The sequence below is a fragment of the Yimella radicis genome (assembly GCF_054778255.1).
In genome coordinates this window covers 49,365-68,669 of record NZ_BAAGZR010000009.1, presented here as the reverse complement: position 1 = coordinate 68,669, position 19,305 = coordinate 49,365, and the positions used below count along the sequence as shown (strand labels likewise).

The 19,305-nt window shown below is 65.6% G+C and carries 19 protein-coding genes, 1 tRNA gene and 1 riboswitch; of the genes, 13 read left to right on the top strand and 7 right to left on the bottom strand.

The window, feature by feature from the left end; translation table 11 throughout:
- Nucleotides 1-19: 19 nt before the first annotated feature.
- The gene (locus ACYU8W_RS07420) at nt 20-1,195 is read right to left on the bottom strand and encodes a restriction endonuclease subunit S (protein ID WP_499467917.1); all 1,176 of its coding nucleotides are present in this window, start codon (nt 1,193-1,195) and stop codon (nt 20-22) included.
- Complete coding sequence (locus tag ACYU8W_RS07415; RefSeq protein ID WP_499467915.1) at nt 1,195-2,673, bottom strand: class I SAM-dependent DNA methyltransferase; 1,479 nt, start codon at nt 2,671-2,673, stop codon at nt 1,195-1,197. The genes ACYU8W_RS07420 and ACYU8W_RS07415 overlap by 1 nt, the downstream gene beginning before the upstream one ends.
- Nucleotides 2,674-2,882: 209 nt before the next feature.
- Between ACYU8W_RS07415 and ACYU8W_RS07410 the strand changes: the two genes are divergently transcribed.
- A complete protein-coding gene (locus ACYU8W_RS07410; protein WP_499467913.1) occupies nt 2,883-4,145 on the top strand; it encodes a hypothetical protein in 1,263 nt (420 codons plus the stop codon).
- A 47-nt stretch (nt 4,146-4,192) separates the two neighbouring features.
- Here the strand turns inward: ACYU8W_RS07410 and ACYU8W_RS07405 are convergent, their stop codons facing one another.
- From ACYU8W_RS07405 to ACYU8W_RS07390, 4 genes are all read right to left on the bottom strand, one after another.
- Complete coding sequence (locus ACYU8W_RS07405; protein WP_499468552.1) at nt 4,193-4,483, bottom strand: DUF6308 family protein; 291 nt, start codon at nt 4,481-4,483, stop codon at nt 4,193-4,195.
- A gap of 141 nt (nt 4,484-4,624) precedes the next feature.
- A tRNA-Pro gene (locus tag ACYU8W_RS07400) sits at nt 4,625-4,698 on the bottom strand.
- A 95-nt stretch (nt 4,699-4,793) separates the two neighbouring features.
- Nucleotides 4,794-5,852 carry a YncE family protein gene (locus ACYU8W_RS07395; RefSeq protein ID WP_499467911.1) on the bottom strand — a complete coding sequence of 353 codons (1,059 nt, stop codon included), beginning with the start codon at nt 5,850-5,852 and terminating at the stop codon, nt 4,794-4,796.
- 261 nt (nt 5,853-6,113) lie between these two features.
- Nucleotides 6,114-7,253: a MalY/PatB family protein gene (locus tag ACYU8W_RS07390; protein WP_499467909.1), complete on the bottom strand. Its 1,140-nt coding sequence runs from the start codon at nt 7,251-7,253 to the stop codon at nt 6,114-6,116.
- 60 nt (nt 7,254-7,313) lie between these two features.
- Here ACYU8W_RS07390 and ACYU8W_RS07385 point away from each other — a divergent pair, with 60 nt between their 5' ends.
- Nucleotides 7,314-8,315 carry a magnesium transporter CorA family protein gene (locus ACYU8W_RS07385; protein ID WP_499467907.1) on the top strand — a complete coding sequence of 334 codons (1,002 nt, stop codon included), beginning with the start codon at nt 7,314-7,316 and terminating at the stop codon, nt 8,313-8,315.
- A 9-nt stretch (nt 8,316-8,324) separates the two neighbouring features.
- On the opposite strand, the gene ACYU8W_RS07380 is transcribed toward ACYU8W_RS07385, so the two are convergent.
- Nucleotides 8,325-9,584: a DUF2207 domain-containing protein gene (locus ACYU8W_RS07380; protein ID WP_499467905.1), complete on the bottom strand. Its 1,260-nt coding sequence runs from the start codon at nt 9,582-9,584 to the stop codon at nt 8,325-8,327.
- Between the two features lie 101 nt (nt 9,585-9,685).
- On the opposite strand from ACYU8W_RS07380, the gene fdhD reads away from it, so the two are divergent.
- The 11 genes from fdhD to gcvP all read left to right on the top strand — a co-directional run bounded on the left by fdhD (nt 9,686) and on the right by gcvP (nt 19,114).
- Entirely contained in the window at nt 9,686-10,522 is an 837-nt protein-coding gene (gene fdhD / locus ACYU8W_RS07375) for a formate dehydrogenase accessory sulfurtransferase FdhD (protein WP_499467903.1), read from the top strand.
- 36 nt (nt 10,523-10,558) lie between these two features.
- Nucleotides 10,559-11,155 (top strand): cardiolipin synthase ClsA, encoded by a 597-nt coding sequence (gene clsA / locus ACYU8W_RS07370; protein WP_205744612.1) that lies wholly within the window; start codon nt 10,559-10,561, stop codon nt 11,153-11,155.
- Nucleotides 11,152-12,045, top strand: coding sequence for a DUF881 domain-containing protein (locus ACYU8W_RS07365; RefSeq protein WP_499467900.1), 894 nt, complete (start codon nt 11,152-11,154; stop codon nt 12,043-12,045). The genes clsA and ACYU8W_RS07365 overlap by 4 nt, the downstream gene beginning before the upstream one ends.
- Nucleotides 12,042-12,374 carry a small basic family protein gene (locus ACYU8W_RS07360; RefSeq protein ID WP_129623862.1) on the top strand — a complete coding sequence of 111 codons (333 nt, stop codon included), beginning with the start codon at nt 12,042-12,044 and terminating at the stop codon, nt 12,372-12,374. The genes ACYU8W_RS07365 and ACYU8W_RS07360 overlap by 4 nt, the downstream gene beginning before the upstream one ends.
- Nucleotides 12,371-13,147, top strand: coding sequence for a DUF881 domain-containing protein (locus ACYU8W_RS07355; protein ID WP_499467898.1), 777 nt, complete (start codon nt 12,371-12,373; stop codon nt 13,145-13,147). The genes ACYU8W_RS07360 and ACYU8W_RS07355 overlap by 4 nt, the downstream gene beginning before the upstream one ends.
- A gap of 28 nt (nt 13,148-13,175) precedes the next feature.
- Nucleotides 13,176-13,565, top strand: coding sequence for a glycine cleavage system protein GcvH (gene gcvH, locus ACYU8W_RS07350; RefSeq protein WP_499467896.1), 390 nt, complete (start codon nt 13,176-13,178; stop codon nt 13,563-13,565).
- A gap of 31 nt (nt 13,566-13,596) precedes the next feature.
- Nucleotides 13,597-14,052, top strand: coding sequence for an FHA domain-containing protein (locus ACYU8W_RS07345; protein WP_499467894.1), 456 nt, complete (start codon nt 13,597-13,599; stop codon nt 14,050-14,052).
- A gap of 7 nt (nt 14,053-14,059) precedes the next feature.
- Entirely contained in the window at nt 14,060-14,746 is a 687-nt protein-coding gene (gene ftsR / locus ACYU8W_RS07340) for a transcriptional regulator FtsR (protein WP_129623858.1), read from the top strand.
- 10 nt (nt 14,747-14,756) lie between these two features.
- On the top strand, nt 14,757-15,260 hold the full coding sequence (locus tag ACYU8W_RS07335) for a bifunctional nuclease family protein (protein WP_129623857.1): 504 nt from the start codon (nt 14,757-14,759) through the stop codon (nt 15,258-15,260).
- A gap of 148 nt (nt 15,261-15,408) precedes the next feature.
- Nucleotides 15,409-15,990: a MerR family transcriptional regulator gene (locus ACYU8W_RS07330; RefSeq protein ID WP_141928504.1), complete on the top strand. Its 582-nt coding sequence runs from the start codon at nt 15,409-15,411 to the stop codon at nt 15,988-15,990.
- A gap of 83 nt (nt 15,991-16,073) precedes the next feature.
- Nucleotides 16,074-16,169, top strand: a riboswitch (glycine riboswitch).
- Nucleotides 16,170-16,234: 65 nt separating this feature from the next.
- A complete protein-coding gene (gcvP, locus tag ACYU8W_RS07325; RefSeq protein WP_499467891.1) occupies nt 16,235-19,114 on the top strand; it encodes an aminomethyl-transferring glycine dehydrogenase in 2,880 nt (959 codons plus the stop codon).
- Nucleotides 19,115-19,305: the final 191 nt, after the last annotated feature.

Below are 19,305 nucleotides of genomic sequence, written 5' to 3'. Positions count from 1 at the left end.
CATCTCGACAGGCATCGGGTCACAGCTCCCCTCGGAACGCGCGGGCCTGGAGCGAGGCAAACAAATCATCGTGATCGGCGAGCCTATTTGCAACCCTGGATCGCTGGCTAAGGATGTGTTCGGCTCGTGCCACAAAAGTCTCCTGGCGGCGGGCATCAGGAACTGGCACGTAAACCGTCATCAGATCTTTCGCGTACACCGCGAACACACTGGTGGTACCGGACTTCCGCTTCTCAAGTTGCTGCTGCCCCTCGGGCGACCAGAGGTATGCGTGCACAAACACAGGGTGCACATCTCGATCAAACCTCAGTCGCATCAGATTGTTGTTGTAGAGCGCGGGTGGGCCGCGGAATATTGTCGACTTGCCGACGAGGTCCCGGCTGTTTCGTGTGTTGAGCATAAGGTCGCCGTCACGCGCTGTGTATCGTTGCTGTTCGGCCGTCGTGGCTTCCGTTCGCGTCAAGGCGCTCCTGTCAAACGATCCGGAGCGGGTGATGGAGTCCATTTTCATGTAGTTGATGGACATGCCTGGACCGACCTCGCGTGCTGAACGCACAAGGCCAATTGTCGCATCTGAAACCAGGTCGCCCATCGCTTTAGACGGTGATTTCCCCGGGACGAACATTTCGTGGAAGATCGCCTGGGTCAGCGAGTCGAGGTGGGCGAGAACCTGGCGGCGCTTGGCGCGGAGGGCGTCCGCGTGGTCAAGGATCGCGGCGATCCGCCGCTGCTCGGGGAGGGGTGGCAGCGGGATGAGGAGATCGTCGAGATGTTCGTTCTTTAGGTTGTTGATATTCGCACCCGCGGCGAGCCGAGATACATTTCGACGGTAAGCACTCGTCTGAAAGAAGTGGGCGAAGTAGCCAGGGTCGACCTCGGGCCCGGGGCGAAGCACCTTGAGGAATGCGCCGAAACCGCCAGCGTAGTCGCCCCGACTGCGCGCGGCCTTGCCGACTACCTGCAAACTTCCGCTCGAGGTGCATACCACAACATCATTGTCCTGGATGTACTGATCGGCTCGGATGCGCGCTTCAGGGATGAAGGTGACGTCATCTGTGACGAGCCGGCCTTCCTGGATATTGCCTGCGGTCAATACCGGGAGATAGCCAGGTTGAGGCTGCCGTACCGCATCAGATTTGGAAAAGGTGACGCCGCGTATCTGGGTTGCCAGATCCCGGACGCGGGCATGCCGCATCACAGCATGGCCTTCAACTCAGCCAAGCCCGCCGAAATCTCGCTCTCAAGCGCCTCGATGTCGGCGATGATGTCAAGCGGCGCGCGGTGCTCCACCTCGTCGTACTCGACCTCCTTGTAGCGGTTGATCGAGAGGTCGTAGCCCTGGGCGACGATGTCGGCCTTCGGTACGAGGAACGACTGGTCGGTGCGGGCCCGCGAGCGCTCGGGCGAGTCGGGATCGGACAGGGTCGCCCATCGGCTCGCAGCGTCGGGAAGGTCGTTCGCGTCGATCGGATTCCGTTTGTCGTCAAGGGAGTAGCCGTCGGCACGCACGTCGTAGAACCACACGTCGTCGGTGCCGCCGGAGTTGGTCTTGGTGAAGAACAGGATCGCCGTGGAGACACCGGCATACGGCTTGAAGACACCCGAGGGGAGCTTCACGACTGCGTCCAGCTTCTGGTCTTCGACGAGCGCCTTGCGCAGGTCTCTATGTGCCTTCGACGACCCGAACAGCACGCCGTCCGGCACGATGACCGCCGCGCGACCTCCGGCCTTCAGGAGCTTGAGGAAGAGTGCGAGGAAAAGCAGCTCGGTCTTCTTCGTCTTGACGACGTTGAGCAGGTTTTTCGACGTGGCTTCGTAGTCGAGCGACCCGGCGAAGGGCGGGTTCGCGAGGATCAGCGTGTACTTCTCGGCGTCGTCGCTGGCGCCCTCCGACAGCGAGTCGCGGTAGCGAATGTCAGGTGCCTCGATGCCGTGCATGAGCATGTTCATCGAGCCGATGCGCAGCATCACGTTGTCGAAGTCGTAGCCGTGGAACATGCTGCGGTGGAAGTGCGTGCGCTGGGTGGCGTCGGTCAGCACGGACGGATGGGTCTCCCGTAGATACTCGGACGCCGCCACCAGGAATCCCGCTGTGCCACAAGCCGGGTCGCAGATCTCGTCGCCCGGCGTCGGCGCCGTCATCCGCACCATCAGATCGATGATGTGCCGCGGGGTGCGGAACTGCCCGTTCTGGCCGGCACTGGCGATCTTGCCGAGCATGTACTCGTAGAGATCGCCATTGGTGTCCCGGTTCTCCATCGGCACGTCGTCGAGCATGTCGACCACCTTGCTCAGCAAGGCCGGGGTCGGGATGGTGAACCGTGCGTCCTTCATGTGGTCGGAGTAGGTGGAGTCGTCGCCGCCCACCTGCTCGCCGTACTTCTGCAGGAACGGGAACACCTCGGTCGACACCGTCTTGTACATCAGGTCGGGTGCGAGCTGCTTGAAATGACTCCACCGCAGGTGGATCTGTCCGGGCAGGAACTTCGGGTCTTCGATCGGGCCGCCGATGATGCGGGCCTTCTTCTCGGCGATCGTCTGCAGGTCGTCGAGGCGGCGAAGGAACAGCAGGTAGGTGATCTGCTCGATGACCTCCAACGGGTTGCTGATGCCACCCGACCAGAAGGCATCCCACACGCGGTCGATCTTGCTCTTGAGTTCCCCAGTGATCACACGCGGAACTCTAGTTGGCCAGGCGGCGACGGATGTTGTCATGGCACGACTCCTGCGCGTCGGCATCTCCAACGCAGCCGAGCAGGCTCCCAGACGGCACCGACACGGTGCAGGGACGCCCGCCCCAAGGGAGAATCGTCGAACCACAGACGTGGTGGGCGCCGTTGGGTACGGTCCTTCCCGTCGGCACAAGCAGAGGGACGCAGGCCATGGACGGCGAGATCGAATTCATCAGTGACGGGCATGGGATGGCTGTGCTCGGTGACCCGGCCGAGGTCGAGCGTTTCCTCCTGTCGGAGGGCTTGGAGTCTCGCGACCTCGGGCTTGCTCGCCTGCGCTCGATCATCGCAACGGGATCGGCCGTCGCGCAGGCCGGATCCGAGATCTCGGCGAACGCCGGCCGTTGGGTCAAGCTCACCAAGCAATCGGCGGAGGCCGCGAACAGGATTGGGTTGCGGCAAAGCGCGAAGTCCGGCCTGAGTACAGGTGTATTGCGCGGACCCAAGGGGCAGGTCAAGGGCTTCGTCGAGTTCGTGAACTCGCCGGGCACGCTACTCAGCAACCCGGCCGTCTTGGCTGGAGCCGGCGGAATCATGGCGCAGCTCGCGATGCAGCAGGCGATGGACGAGATCACCGATTACCTCGCAACGATCGACGAGAAGGTCGATGACATCCTGCGGGCACAGAAGGACACGGTGCTTTCGCGGATGGTCGGAGTTGGCCTCGTCATCGACGAGGCAATGATCCTGCGCAAGAACCGTGGACGCGTCGACGAAGTCACCTGGTCGAAGGTGCAGGGCTCATCGGCGACCGTCGCCGAAACGCAGGCTTACGCGCTGCGGCAGCTCGACGCGATCGCCGAGAAGCTCGAGTCGAAGAGCAAGATGGGTGACGTCGCCAAGGCGGTGAAGGACGTCGAGCCGAAGGTGCTGGAGTGGCTCGCCGTTCTCGCTCGCTGCTTCCAGTTGCAGGACGGTCTTGCCGTACTCGAACTCGACCGGGTGCTGGACGCGTCGCCCGAGGAACTGGACGGCCACCGTCTCGGTTTGCATGAAGCCCGGGAAGCGCGCGCCGATCTGATCACCCGCAGCACCGACCGGTTGATTCAACGGATGGCGGTGGCGGCACGCAATGCCAACGCCAATGTGTTGCTTCATCCGTCCGACGCCCGCACCATCGTCACTTCGAGCAATCGAGTCAACGCCGAGGTTGCCGACTTCCGTGACTTGATGGGCGTCGATTACGGCCGCGTCGAGATCGAGGCGCGCCGGTGGACGGAAGCTGCTCTGGACGTGCGCAATCGAGCTCTCGAATCCGGTGGCGACCGGGTCGACTCGGCGAAGCGTGCGGGCAGCGCAGCTGCAGGCCAGGCCAAGGCGACAGCGGGTCAGGCGCGGAGGGTGGCCGGGAACATCTCGGGTCACGCAAGCCGTGTCGTCCGACGCCGGGGGCGCGACAGCGACCCGCAGTGACGAACCGCAGCTTGGTCTTGTGACAACGATGTGATCACTGTCACACTTCAGCCGCACTTCAGCGTCGGGGGCGTGCAACTGGTGCACGCCCTCTTTTTCGACAGGATTGGCTTCTCCAGGACAGGGTGCCTGAGCGCCTCCTCCAGTTGAGCCCGGACGCGTTGGAGTCCGTAGAACGACCTGATCTTGACCGGTACGTTCAACAGCCCCGGCGCCAGCAAGTCTGCATCGGTGAGCCGGTCCGGTTCATTGGTGCCGCCGTCGTAGCAATCGCAAGCGGGGAAAGCGTAGGGTCGCGCGCTCACGACGTTGATTGTGGCGTTCGTGTAAGCCCGGATCCAAGCCGACGCCGTTCGAGCGAAACCCGAACTCGAAGTTCACATCGGTACGCCGCAAACAGGGGTCTTGCGCTTTGTGCACAGGTCGAACGGATCGCCCCAAACAGCAGAAATCCGCGGAAGTCCGCGGATTTTGCGATGTCGGGCTGACAGGATTTGAACCTGCGGCCCCTTGACCCCCAGTCAAGTGCGCTACCAAACTGCGCCACAGCCCGATCGGCTCGTTTCCGAACCTCCGGAATCCTAGCCGACCGTCGCGGGAGAGCCGAATCGGACCCGACTCGCCGACCTTTCAGGCAGATGTCCTACGTCAGTTCGTCGCGTCTGGCGCTGCCGAGGATGTCGCTGCAGCGGGGGAGGTGTCGTCGAACACCTGGATTCGCCCGGAGTAATTCGCGATCCACACGGTCCCGGTGACCGAGTCGTAGGAGACACCGATCGGGTTCCCGAAGGTCTTCACCGTCTGGATCACCCGCATGTCGCTGGTGCGGATCTTCTGCGCGACGTTCGCCCAGTGGTCCACGACGTAGAGCGCCTTGCCGTCGGGGGAGATCGCCATCGTCCGGGGTTCGCGCTCGGTGGGTGTGGTCGCCAGGACGACGCCGGTATCCCGGTCGACCTTCGTGACGTGATTGGCACGCGACGAGACCACGTAGAGGAACTTCGCGTCCGGCGACATGGTGATGTGGCGCGCCGCCTGGCCTACATGCGCGAACAGCGTGTAGGTGCCTGCGTCCAGGTCGACCCGATAGATGTTCGGGGTGCTGAACGCGGCGACGTACGCGGTCTTGGAGTCGGGCAGGACAACCATTCCGCGGGGATTCTTCGGCAGTGGAATCTGCTTGACCTGTCGACCGGTGGCCAGGTCGATGACGCTCATCGTCCAGCTGCACCAGTTGTTGACCAGCAGGGTCTTGCCGTCCGGCGTCACCGTCAGGTACTTCGGCACAGCGCCGACGCGGATCACTTGATCGACGGCGAACGACTTCTGCGTGTCGATCCGGTAGACGAAGGAATCGACGTACCCGTTCTCGGGCCCGCAGAAATCCTGGGCGGAGTCGCGATGGTTCGGACCGGACATGGCGTAGTTCGAGACATACGCGTACCGGCCGTCAGGGCTCCAGGCGGCCTCCACCGGAGCACCCTTCGTGCGACCGGGGAACTCCGGGAAGCCGAAGGCGGAGAGATCGACGTCGTCGGCCACGGTTGCCGCGAGGGTGCCCGTTCGTGTGTCGTAGAACGTCGCCGAGTGCGAATACATCATGTTGTTCGCGACGGCGAGTCCGTGACCGCTGGTCACGACGGACTTCGGTGTGATTGCGCCACCGATCGTCTTCGTCTCGACCATCGTCGTGAGGTCGGACGCCATCCGCGAGGCCAGCGGTGTGTTGCTCGTGCTCGCAGTAGGTGTCGGCGCGGCGGACTGCGTGGAGGCGCCGGACGACGACCTGCTCGACGTGGCAGCGCTCGAGGAGCTCCCGAGAGAGCACCCGGAGGTACTCGCGACCAGCAATATGCCCGCGAGCCCTGCAACGACTCGCCCGTACATGTGGAAACCTTCCGGCAAAGGGATGTCGCCTGAGACTAGGGCCCTTCGGGCTCCCGAGGCGCGTCCGTGCTGCCCGGCGTGTCAGACCCCATCCAGTGAAGCCATCCGCTCAATCGCCTCGGTGAGGATCTGCGGTGAGGTGGCGAAGTTGAGCCGTGCGAAACCGCGGCCTGTCTCCGGTCCGTAGTTGGTGCCGCTGGACAGGCCCACCTTCGCTTCACGCCGCCACACGGCGGCCGGATCGTCGCCCAATCCAGTTGCACGACAGTCCAACCAAGCCAGATACGTGGCAGCCGGCGGTGTGTACCGAACACTCGGAAGATGCTTGGTGACCAGCGCCTCGAGCAGTCGGCGATTGGCGTCCAGCTCGCGGTTCAGCCGACCGAGCCAGTCACGTCCCTCGGTGAACGCCGCAACATGGGCGATGATCCCGAAGTGGCTTGCGGCGTGCGTGTGCACCTCGTGCAGTTGTGCGAACGCTGCCTCCGATCCGGCGACGACGGCGGCCGCCTTCAGCGCAGCAAGGTTCCATGCCTTCGACGCCGACAGCACGGCGAACCCGCGCTGCCCGCGGTCCACTGACAGGTACGGGGTGTACGAGCCGTCGTGCACCAACGGTGCGTGGACCTCGTCCGAGACGACCGTCACGTCGTGCTCTGCGGCCAGTGCCGCCAGCCGGGTGAGTTCGTCAGCGGTGTGGACGGTGCCGGTCGGGTTCTGAGGGTTGGACAGCAGGTAGGCGCTTCGGCGGCCACGTGCTTGTTCGAAAGCGGCACCGAGCGCCTCGAAGTCCAGCCGACCGGCTGAATCCAACGGTGCGTCGAGAGGCCGGCGACCGAGCATGTCGACGAACCCGTGGAAGGCGTCGTAACAGGGGGAGGACACGACGATCGAGCCGTCGACATCCGTCACCTCGCGCATGACCTCGGCGACGCCGACCATGACGTCCCCGACGACTGTGGTCCGTGCGGTGTCGATCGACCACTGCCAGGTGTCGGCGGCGTACGCGGCGACGGCTTCGGCGTACCGCGGTCCCCAGCCGTACCCGGTGTCACCGCGACGCATGGCGGCGGTGATGGCCTCCACCACCGCCCCGCACGGCTCGGCGTCCATCTCGGCAACCCACAACGGCAGGACGTCGGGTTCGAACGCGACCCACTTCACGCTGGTGCGATCACGGCGTGCCTGCTCCGGTGTGTTTGTCAGGATCTCGTAGTCCATGTGTCGAGCCTACGAGCGCGGTCCGGACCAACGGTCCCGGCGGGTCATAGGCTGACGCCCGTGACGACGAGCAACGGCCAGCAGGTCAACTGCCGGATCTGGCACGACGGCGAACTGATCACCGAGACCGTCCACCGCAGCGAGATCATCGAAGCGCTGCACGAGCCCGACCGGCTGGTCTGGATCGATTTCGTCGATGCGCACCCTGCCGACCTCGCCGAGCTGATCGACGCACTGCGGTTGCCGCCGACCGAGATCGAGGACGCATTCGCCCCCAACGAGCGTCCCAAGGTGACTCGTCACGGTGACCATCTGTTCTTCACCGCGAACACGGCGAAGTTGACCGGGCCACTGGGGGACAGCACCGAGGATCGGCTGCAGATCAAACGCATCTCCGGCTTCGTCCTGCCGACAGCGCTGGTCACCTTCCGTAGATCCGAGTTCGACATGACGCCCGTGCTGCACGCCTGGGACCAGAACGCCGATCTGCTCAAATTCGGTCCGCGCGCTCTGGTTCACGGGCTGATGGACACGATCGTCGACGGGCACTTCGCCACGATCCAACAACTCGACGACGACATCGAGTCGCTCGAGGACGTGTTGTTCGACCAGGACCGCACCGGTCACACGTTCCAACGGCAGGTGTACTCGTTACGTAAAGAACTGGTCGCGCTGCGCCGGGTCGTGCTGCCGATGCGTGAGGTGGTCAACGGGCTGCTGCGTCACGGCGGACGCACCAACACCGAACTCGACAGCTGGTACGACGACCTGTACGACCACATCCTGCGGGCCGGGGAATGGACCGAATCGCTGCGCGACATGGTGAGTTCGCTGTTCGAGACCAACCTGTCGTTGCAGGACGCACGGCTGAACACGACGATGCGCAAGCTCGCTGCCTGGGCTGCCATCATCGCCGTACCGACCGCCATCACCGGATGGTTCGGCCAGAACGTCCCTTACCCCGGGTTCTCCCAACCGGTCGGAGTCTGGGGGAGCACCATCGCGATCGCCGTGGGGTCGGCACTCATGTGGTGGTCGTTCCGCCGGCGCGGCTGGCTCTGAACACGCGGCTCAGAAATCGAAGCAGCCGGCGTCGCAACCGTCGCAGCCGTCCAGGCAACCGGTTGCTTCGTCGAAGATCCCGGACGCCGAATCGGTGAATGCCTCGAAGGCGCCGCTGATGTCCATCAGGCCGGCACCGGACACGTCCATTGCGGAGCCGGCGTCGATCAGTGCGCCGATGCCATCGGCAGCGAGCCCGGTCATCTCGCTCATCGCGTACCAGGCCCACGGGTCCATGGCGAACGCACCGGCGACGTCCAGGCCGTCCTGAACGTACGAACTGCGGATGGCCTCGCCGACGACCTTCGCCCAGCGATCGGCCAGTCCGAAGACGATCGCGAACGGCAGGTACCGGGTGAACAGCCCGATGGCTTCCTCGTGTCTGATCTGGTCTGCTTCGGCGGTCGCCAGGTACTTCTCGAAGCCGAGAGTCTGGATCCGTGCCGCCGTACCCGCCGCCGTCCGTGGGCTTCGCCCCGGACCGGTGAACAGCAGCAGCAGGGCAGAGATCAGAATCGCTCCGGGTATCGCGAACGGCACGAAGCTGTTGTGGCGTTCCCACGCGTCGTACGCGCCGAGGGCCAGCAACGCGGCGACGAACACCAGCAGCACGCCGAAGACTGCGGTCCACCGAGCACGCGAACGAGGATGCTTGCGATACCACCCACGATCGATCATCTCGCGGTAGAGATCGATCTGCGCTTCCCTCAACGTGAACCCGAGGTTGACCTTCAGATCCGACATTCGCACGCTGGAACCGTGGGCGAAAACAGCGGTGAGCATGCGACGCTCGGCGGGCGAAAGGCGGTGGTCGGCCGGCTGCTGCGGGTTCTTCACGAAGAGCCAGTCCTTCGGCTTCGCCGTGCCGGCCGGTGGGTGCGGCGCCGTGCTCGTCGCGGTGTTCGGCTGCGGCAGTGGCGCGGCGTCGGGGGTCTGCATCGGTTCGATCGTGAAGAAGCCCCGAAGCGAGAGGTCTACCAGCATGGCGGCCAGGTCGCGTCCGTCCACCTTGCCGTCGACGACCGTTCCAGCGACCGCGGGCCCGATGCCGGCCGGGGGAGTGAACGACACGGCGACCGTGCCTTTCCACTGCTGCCCGCCGCGGACGCGACGTGAACCGACGCGTTGTTCCGGGGACGGGAACAAGCCGGGTGTCAGACCGACGAACTCCTGGTCACGGCGCCGCCATCGCAACCAGGCGACGATGACGACCGAGATCGCGAGTATGGCTGCAGCGACCGACAGCCAGGTGATCTCCAACTCGGTCACGATTCCCAACCTCCACCGACGTACGCTCGCCCCATGACTTCCTCGACCCTAAGCCGAGCTGCGCTCTCGGCCGTCGCGGACCCGCTGGTTGTGGAGAACTGATGGGACGGCGTACCGACCGTCGACGGATGACACAGGTGTCCTTCGCGGGTGAGCAGATCAGCACCCGGACGCGCGCGGAGACGGTCGCCGTGGAGGAGCCGCTGGAGATCCGGGTCGCAGGGACGAGCCTCACCGTGACGATGCGACTGCCGGGCGACGACATGGAACTGGTGCACGGCCTGCTGCTCGGCGAGGGCCTGATCCACCACCGGGACGACCTCCTCGTCGCCCGTTACTGCGCCGACACCGACACCATGAATGTCATCGACGTGACGCTCGCCGATGGCCCCCGGCCGCTGCCGATCAACGCGCAACGGACGCTGGTGATGCACGGTGGCTGCGGACTGTGCGGTAAAGCCAGCATCGACGCGGTCACCGCCAGTGTCGGTGCGATGGAGATCCGTGGCGAGGTCGACGTCCGGGTGGTGCGTTCGCTGCCACAGAAGCTCACGGAGGAGCAGCAGACCTTCGGTCGGACCGGGGGCACCCACGCGGCCGGACTGTTCACCGCGGCCGGCGAGACCGTGGTGGTCCGCGAGGACGTCGGGCGGCACAACGCGGTCGACAAGGTGCTGGGGTGGGCGTTGATCAACGATCGCGATGTGACCGACGACGTCCTCACGGTGTCGTCGCGAGCCTCGTTCGAGATCGTGCAGAAGGCCGCGATGGCCGGCGTCGGCATACTCAGTTGCGTGTCGGCGCCTTCCCAGCTGGCCATTGACGCAGCGGCGGAGACCGGAGTGACGCTGATCGCGTTCAACCGCGGCGAGCGACTCACGATCTGCTCTCACCCGGAGCGCGTGCTCATCCCGAGCTCGCCGGTTCACCAGGCCTGAGCAGGCCGCGTCGGTGCGGCGGCATAGGCTCTGCGCGTGACCACGGCCGAGGTGAGCAACCGCATCTGGACGGTGCCCAACGCACTGTCGCTGCTGCGACTGCTCGGCGTCCCGCTGTTCTTCTGGCTGATCCTCGCCGAGTACGACTGGTGGGCGCTGGCAGTGCTCATGATCGCGGGCTTCACCGACTACCTCGACGGCAAACTCGCTCGGATGCTCGGTCAGACCTCCAAGCTCGGCCAGATGCTCGACCCGGCGGCCGACCGGCTCTACATCCTCGCGACGATCCTCGCGCTCGCCATGCGCGACATCATTCCGTGGTGGCTGGTGTGGATCCTGCTCGCACGAGAACTGTTCATCCTGTGCCTGGGTCCGATCCTGCAGCGACACCGACTGCCGCTGCCCCCGGTGTCATTCATCGGCAAATCGGCCACCTTCAACCTCATCTACGCCTTCCCGTTGGTGCTGCTCGGGGAGCAGGCCGGCGCGGTCGGTGACGTGGCGCGTCCGCTCGGTTGGGCGTTCGTCTGGTGGGGAACCGCGCTGTACTGGGTGGCGGGAATCATGTACGCGGTCCAGGTGCGTCAGATGGTGCGCGACAGCCGCGATGCGCCACAATCGGCGCGGTCATGATCAAGCTCAAACTGCCCAAACTCACTCCCGACGAGCCCGCGCCACCGCGCGACCCGGCTGCGTCGATGAGCCTGATCAACGACGTCATCCGACATCCGTTGGATCCCTCGTACGAGGCCGAGGCCGCCAAACGGCGGGTGTCGGGCGCGCCATCGCGTCCGATGAATCGCTCGCCGTTGCTGATCCTGACGATGATCCTCATCGGGTTCGGGCTCGCGACAAGCGCCATGGCCCTGCGCGTACCACTCGGCGTCGCGGAGAAGCAGCACGATGAACTGGTCACCCGCATCAACGCCGGCCAGAAGCTGATCGACCAACGCTCGGGCACGGTCAAGACGCTCAACGCCGATATCGCTCGGCTGCAGGAGTCGGCCCTCCAGCGCGGTAATCGCACCGGCACCACCGACGACCTGCGCGAGGCCGAGGCGATCGCCGGAGCGGTCGCCGTCAAGGGCTCGGGCTTCGTGCTGACCGTGAGCGACGCCGAGAATGCCGGAACGGATGCACAGGGGGATCCGCGAACATCCGGTTCCGACACCGGACGCGTGACCTCCAGCGACCTGCAGATCGTGGTCAACGGTCTGTGGCAGGCGGGTGCGGAGGCCATCTCCATCAACGGTCAACGGATCACCTCACTCACCGCCGTCCGCTTCGCCGGCCAGGCGATCCTGGTCAATTTCCGGCCGCTGGTGCCGCCCTACGCGATCTCGGTGATCGGCCCTGGCAGCATGAAGGCCGATTTCGAGAAGAACGCCGGCGGCAACTACCTGTCCACCCTGGGCAAGGGCGTCGGCATCACCTCGAAGTTCGAGACCGACAAGAGCATCACGATTCCGGCGGCACCGTCGGTCTCGTTGAACTACGCACGTGCATCGAAGGAGAACCAGTGATTCCCGCACTCGGCCTCGTCGCCGGTCTCGTCATCGGCATCGTGCTGTCTCCGGACGTCCCGCTCTGGCTCCAGCCGTACCTGCCGATCGCGGTCATCGCAGCGCTGGACGCGGTTTTCGGGGCAGTCCGTGCGGTGCTCGACGGCATCTTCGACGACAAGGTGTTCGTCGTGTCGTTCTTGTCGAACGTGCTGGTCGCGTCGTTCATCGTCTTCCTCGGTGACCAGCTCGGGGTCGGCTCGCAACTGTCCACGGGCGTCGTGGTCGTCCTCGGGCTGCGTATCTTCAGCAACGTCGCCTCCATCCGCCGACACCTCTTCCACGCATGAGCGATCCCGCCGACAAGACACCTGAACCCACCGCAAGAGGTCCGGTCACCAAGCCCTTGCAGGGGTGGGGCCGGCTGGTGCGGATGGGACGTCCCCGCCTGACGAAGGCGAACCTGCTTGCCACTCTGCTCGCGATCCTGCTCGGTTTCGGCATGGTGACGCAGGTGCAGCAGTACCGGGCGTCCGGATTGGAGAACCTGCGCCAGGAGGACCTCGTCACCCTCCTGGACGGGGTCAACCAGCAGAGCGGCAAGCTCGGCACGGAGATCAACCGGTTGACCCGCACTCGCGACTCGCTGCGGGCCGGTGGCGGCGACGCGGCCGCGATCAAGGCAGCCGAGGACCGCCTCGCGGCTCTGGGCATCCTGGCCGGCACGGTTCCAGCCACCGGGCCGGGCATCGAGATGAGGATCCCCGACTCCGAACGCCGGATCCAGCCCAACAACATCCTCGACACCGTCCAGGAGTTGCGCGACGCCGGCGCGGAGGCGATCCAGATCAACGACGTCCGCGTGGTCGCGAGCACCTGGTTCGGGCTGTCGATGGAGGGTCAGCTGATCGTCGACGGCAAGACGATCGCGGCCCCGTACGTCGTGCGCGCCATCGGCGATCCGCACACCGTGTCCACCGCGTTGGCGATCCCCGGAGGTGTCCTGGAGACGTTGCGGCAGTTGGGAATTCCCGCCACGGTGCAGAAGAAGACCTCAGTTGCGGTGACCGCATTGCGGCCCGCGAGCGAGCCTGGATACGCTCAGCCGGAAACATCCGAGTAAACCCAGTGCGCTGTCCACAAGGAGCATGATGAGCGACCTCGAGTACCCCGCCGACCTGCGTTACACCAGCGACCACGAGTGGGTGAAGGACCAGGGCGACGGCGTCGTGCGCATCGGCATCACCGCATTCGCCCAGGACGCACTGGGCGACGTCGTCTACGTGAGCCTGCCGGGCGTCGGCGACACCGTCACCGCAGGTGACTCGTGCGGCGAGGTCGAGTCGACGAAGTCGGTGAGCGATCTGTACGCCCCGATCGAGGGTGAGGTCACGGCGGTCAACGAGCAGTTGGACGCCACGCCGGAGCTGGTCAACTCCGACCCGTACGGTGAGGGCTGGATGTACGAGCTGAGGCTCGCCGACGCTTCGTCCGTGAACGACCTGCAGGACGTCGAGGCGTACAAATCGTCGCTCAACTGAGCACATTCCATCGATCGATTAGGCTTCGAGGATGAACGATCAGCAGTACCCAGGCAACGGCCAGCCGGCCGGTGACGCCACCGCGCGCTTCACCGTCGGCGGCGACGCTGTCGTGCCGACGGAGTTCGTCGGCGAGTTGCGTCTTTCGCAGTCCGACCAGGCGATGGTCGATGCGCTGCGCCCGGGCACCGCTTTGCTGATCGCGATGCGTGGCCCCAACGCCGGCGCGCGTTTCCTGCTCGACGACGAAGAGGTCGGCAGCGGACGCCACACCGACAGCGACATCTTTCTCGACGACGTCACCGTGTCTCGCCGCCACGCGGTGTTCCGTCGCGGTGAGCACGGCTACAGCGTGGTCGACGTGGGGTCGCTCAACGGCACCTACGTCAACGGCGACATCACCGACGCAGCCGAGCTGCGCAGTGGCGACGAGGTGCAGATCGGCAAGTTCCGGTTCGTCTACTTCGGCGCGCCCACCGGCGCGTGAACGGGTCGTGACCGACCCCGCCCAGCAGCCGGCACTGTCGATCGGTGCGGTCCTCAAGCAGCTGCAGGACGAGTTCCCCGATCTGTCCCTGTCGAAAGTGCGCTTCCTGGACGCACAGGGCGTGGTCAGCCCGCAGCGTGCGGGCAGCGGGTACCGGCGCTACACCCAGCGAGACGTCGAGCGACTGCGCTTCGTGCTGCGGTGTCAGCGCGACCGTTTCTGGCCGTTGAAGGTCATCAGGGAAGCCCTGGATGCCTTCGACCGCGGGCTGGAGCCCGCGCCGGTCGAAGGTCGCCCGTCGGTTCCGGCTGTCCAGGATGACTCCTCTGTGCCGAGCGTCGCCGACCTGGTCGGGGGACAGGCGCACGACCTACGCCTGTCCGCGGACGAGGTGTGCTCTGCCACCGGACTCGACCACAAGGCGCTGAACGGGCTGGTCGACTTCGGCCTCCTGAAGCCCGACGCAGACGGCTACTACGACGCGAACGGTCTGCAGATCGCGCGTGCCGCGTCCGCCCTGCTGGCGCACGGCATCGATGCACGTCACCTGCGTCCCTTCCGGTTGGCGGCCGACCGCGAACTCTCTCTCGTGCAGCAATTGACCTTCGGCCCGGGCGACACTCAGCCCGCCGAGGTCGTGCGCGAATGTCTCGCGTTGCACCTTGCTCTCGTCCGAGCGGGCTTGCAGGGGTAGCGTTGACCTCGTGAAACAGGTCGAGGTGATGGGCGTACGGGTCGAGATGCCGACGAACAAGCCGATCGTGATCCTGCGCGAGGCCGACGGCAACCGGTGCGTTCCGATCTGGATCGGTGCGCCCGAAGCTGCGGCGATCGCTCATGTCATGGAGGGTGTGGAACCGCCGCGCCCGCTCACGCATGACCTGCTGCTCAGTGTGATGGAGACGTTGGGCGCCCGCCTGGGGCACGTCGACATCACCTCGATGGACGAAGGCGTCTTCTACGCCGAACTCGTCCTGGCCGACGGCCGCCGCATCGACGCCCGTAGCTCGGACGCCATCGCGCTCGCACTGCGAGCCGAAGCCCCCGTCTACGTCGACGACTCCATCCTCGAGGAGATCGGCGTCGCAATGGAATTCGAGGAAGAGGACGAGGTCGAGAAGTTCCGCGAGTTCCTCGACAACGTCTCGGCCGAGGACTTCGAGGACGCCGGCGAGGAATCCGGTGGGCCCGAGGGCGGCAAGGATTAACTATGAACTTCATGTTGAAGGTTTCGACCGACCTGAAGTTCACCCGCGACACGCCGAGCGACTTCGTTGACGCTCGTGGGGGTCGGTCGTACCTTCAATCCCAGGCACGCGCAGGCGTGCAGTTGACATTCACGAGGAAGAGGTAGCCATGGCACGCGCAGATGTGCAGCCCGAAGGCTCCCGGGCTCCGGCTCCGCTGGAAGCTCCCGTCGTCGACGGCATCGACCTGCCGGACGACGAGCAGCTGGGCTACCGCGGTCCCGCAGCCTGCCGCGCGGCCGGCGTCACCTACCGCCAACTCGACTACTGGGCCCGCACCGGCTTGGTCGAGCCGTCGGTGCGCAACCCGTCCGGATCGGGCAACCACCGGCTCTACAGCTTTCGCGACATCCTGGTGCTCAAGGTCGTCAAGCGGTTGCTCGACACCGGTGTGTCCCTGCAACAGATCCGTATCGCCGTCGCCGCACTGCGCGACCACGGTGTCGACGACCTGGCCACTATCACCTTGATGTCCGATGGTGCGAGCGTCTACGAGTGCACCTCCGACGACCAGGTCATCGACCTGATGCGCGGCGGCCAGGGCGTCTTCGGTATCGCGCTGGGCTCGGTCTGGCGCGAGGTCGAAGGCTCGCTGTCCGAGTTGCCGTCCGAGCGTCCCGACGCCGAGACGATCGCCGACCATCCCGGTGACGAGCTGCGCGGACGTCGCGAACGCCGCGCGGCGGTCTGAGCACCCCCTCGCCGGACACGTCGAACAACAGCAACCAGCACCGGGCGCCTCGAGCGCCCGGTGCTATTTTGTTGCCCAGCTCACGACACCGGGCGGGAGAGTCCCCCGCCGCAGTGGTGGTGGCGCCGAAGGTGCAATTCTCCCCAGAACCTCTCAGGCCACCGGACCGCCCGGACGAGGCGAATCTGAAGGCACGCGCCGACAGATGGGGAGGCGAACCCGTACCTCGCCCCGAAGGAAGAGCATGACGCACAGCATGTCGAGTTCGACGCCGGATTTCGTCGGTCGCCACATCGGTCCCTCGCAGGAGGAGCTGGAAGAGATGTTGCAGGCCATCGGGTACGCCGACGTCGAGGCTCTGGTCGACAAGGCGATCCCGCAGACGATCCGCATCTCGGACGCGCTGGCGGTCGAGGCCGCCACCAGCGAGGCGGCGGTCATCGCCGAACTCCGCGAGAAGGCGAGCCGCAACCGCGTGCTCACCTCGATGATCGGTCTGGGTTACTACGGCACGCACACGCCGGGCGTCATCCGCCGCAACATCCTGGAGAACCCGGCCTGGTACACCGCGTACACGCCCTACCAGCCCGAGATCTCCCAGGGACGGCTGGAGGCGCTGCTCAACTTCCAGACCGTCGTGGCCGACCTGACGGGCCTGACCACGTCGTCCGCCAGCCTGTTGGACGAGGGCACGGCCGTCGCCGAGGCGATGGCGCTGATGCACCGAGCCACCCGTGCCAAGGACGACTCCGTTCTGCTCATCGACGCACAGGTGCTGCCGCAGTCCATCGCGGTGACCGAGACCAGAGCCGACGCTGTCGGCATCGACGTCGTCATCGCCGACCTGCGCAAGGTCACGTCCGCGAAGGACCTCGAAGAGTTCGCCGGTGGCCGCAAGGTGTTCGGCGTCGTCGTCCAGTACCCGTCCGCGAACGGCGAGATCGTCGACTGGAGCAACGTGGCCTCCGCCGCGCACGACGCCGGTGCGCTCGTGACCGCTGCGGCCGACCTGCTCGCGCTCACCTTGCTGAAGTCGCCGGGGGAGTGGGGCGCCGACATCGCTGTCGGCACGAGCCAGCGCTTCGGTGTGCCGATGGGCTTCGGTGGCCCGCACGCCGGTTACATGAGCGTGCGCGAAGGTCTCGAACGCAATCTGCCTGGACGCCTGGTCGGAGTCTCTGTCGACGCCGACGGCGCCCAGGCCTTCCGTCTTGCGCTGCAGACCCGCGAACAGCACATCCGCCGCGAGAAGGCGACCAGCAACATCTGCACCGCACAGGTACTGCTTGCCGTGATGGCGTCGATGTACGCCGTCTACCACGGCCCGGACGGGCTGCGCCGCATCGCGCGCTCCGTGCACGGCAAGGCCGTCGGTCTGGCCGCGGCGCTGCGTGCCGGGGGTGTGGAACTGGTCGCCGACAGCTTCTTCGACACCGTCACCGCGGTGGTGAACGGCCGCGCCGACGGTGTCGTCGAGGCAGCCCGTGAGCGCGGTATCAACGTGTGGCGGGTCGACGCCGACCACGTGAGCGTCAGCGTCGACGAGACCACCACCGAGCCCGAACTCGCTGCTGTCGCAGCAGCTTTCGGCGTGAATGCGCCAGTGCCCGCCGATGGTGAGCCGACATGGGCCAAGAGCCTGGTGCGCGAGTCGGAGTTCCTTGAGCACCCGGTGTTCAACACTCACCACAGCGAGACCGAGATGCTGCGCTACCTGCGTGGACTCGCCGATCGCGACTACGCGCTCGACCGCGGGATGATCCCGCTCGGTTCGTGCACCATGAAGCTCAACGCCACCACCGAGATGGAGGCGGTCACCTGGCCGGAGTTCGCGAACCTGCACCCGCTCGCGCCGGCCGAGCAGACCGAGGGCATCCGTGAACTCATCGACGAGCTGGAGCAGTGGCTGTGTGCCATCACCGGGTACGACTCGGTGTCGCTGCAGCCGAACGCCGGATCGCAGGGTGAGTTCGCCGGTCTGCTGGCGATCCACGCCTATCACGAGGCCAACGGCAACGGGCATCGCAATGTCTGCCTGATCCCGGCGTCCGCGCACGGCACCAATGCCGCATCCGCCGCGATGGCCGGGCTGAAGGTCGTCGTCGTCAAGACCGCACCGACGGGTGAGGTCGACATGGACGATCTGAAGATGAAGCTCAAGCAGCACGGCGAGAACCTCGCCGCGATCATGGTGACCTACCCCTCGACACACGGCGTGTACGAGGACACCATCACCGAACTGTGTGACCTTGTGCACGAGGCGGGTGGTCAGGTCTACGTGGACGGCGCCAACCTCAATGCGCTCGTCGGTCTCGCGCAACCGGGTGTGTTCGGCGGCGATGTCTCCCACCTGAACCTGCACAAGACCTTCTGCATCCCGCACGGTGGTGGCGGCCCGGGCGTCGGTCCGGTCGCGGTGCGCTCACACCTCGCGCCGTACCTGCCCAACCACCCACTGTCCTCGCACGCCGGACCCGACACCGGTGTGGGTCCGATCTCGGCTGCACCGTTCGGGTCGGCGTCCATCCTGCCGATCTCGTGGGCCTACGTCCGGTTGATGGGTGGGGCCGGTCTGACCGACGCCACCAACGCGGCGGTCGTCAACGCGAACTACGTCGCGAGCCGACTGAACGAGCACTACCCGGTGCTCTACACCGGCGAGGGCGACCTCGTCGCGCACGAGTGCATCCTGGATCTGCGTGGCCTCACGAAGGACTCCGGCATCACCGTCGACGACGTCGCCAAGCGACTGATCGACTACGGCTTCCACGCGCCGACGATGTCGTTCCCGGTCGCGGGCACGCTGATGGTTGAACCGACCGAGTCCGAGAGCAAATTCGAACTCGACCGGTTCTGTGATGCGATGATCGCGATCCGACGCGAGATCCAGGACGTCATGGACGGCACGATCGCCGCCGAGGACAGTGTGCTGCGCAACGCGCCGCACACGGCCATCAGCCTCGCCGGCGAATGGGACTACAAGTACTCGCGCAAGGACGCCGCCTACCCCGAAGGTGTCGACCCGATGCGCAAGTACTGGGCTCCGGTCCGTCGTATCGACGGTGCCTACGGTGACCGCAACCTGATCTGTTCCTGCCCGGCGCCGGAGGCGTACGAGGACTGATCAGCGCATAGCACAGCCGTGGCGGGTCGCAGCGAAATGTTGTGACCCGCCATTTGTTGTTCGCATGCGGATAGGGAGAGTTCATGTTCCCAGCCATCGGACGATGCATCTGATGGCCGCCTTTTTGAAGAAGCAAATCACTTCCTTCAGAATCCCCGGATCGCTTGGCATTCCTTGCTGGTCACCCGTTC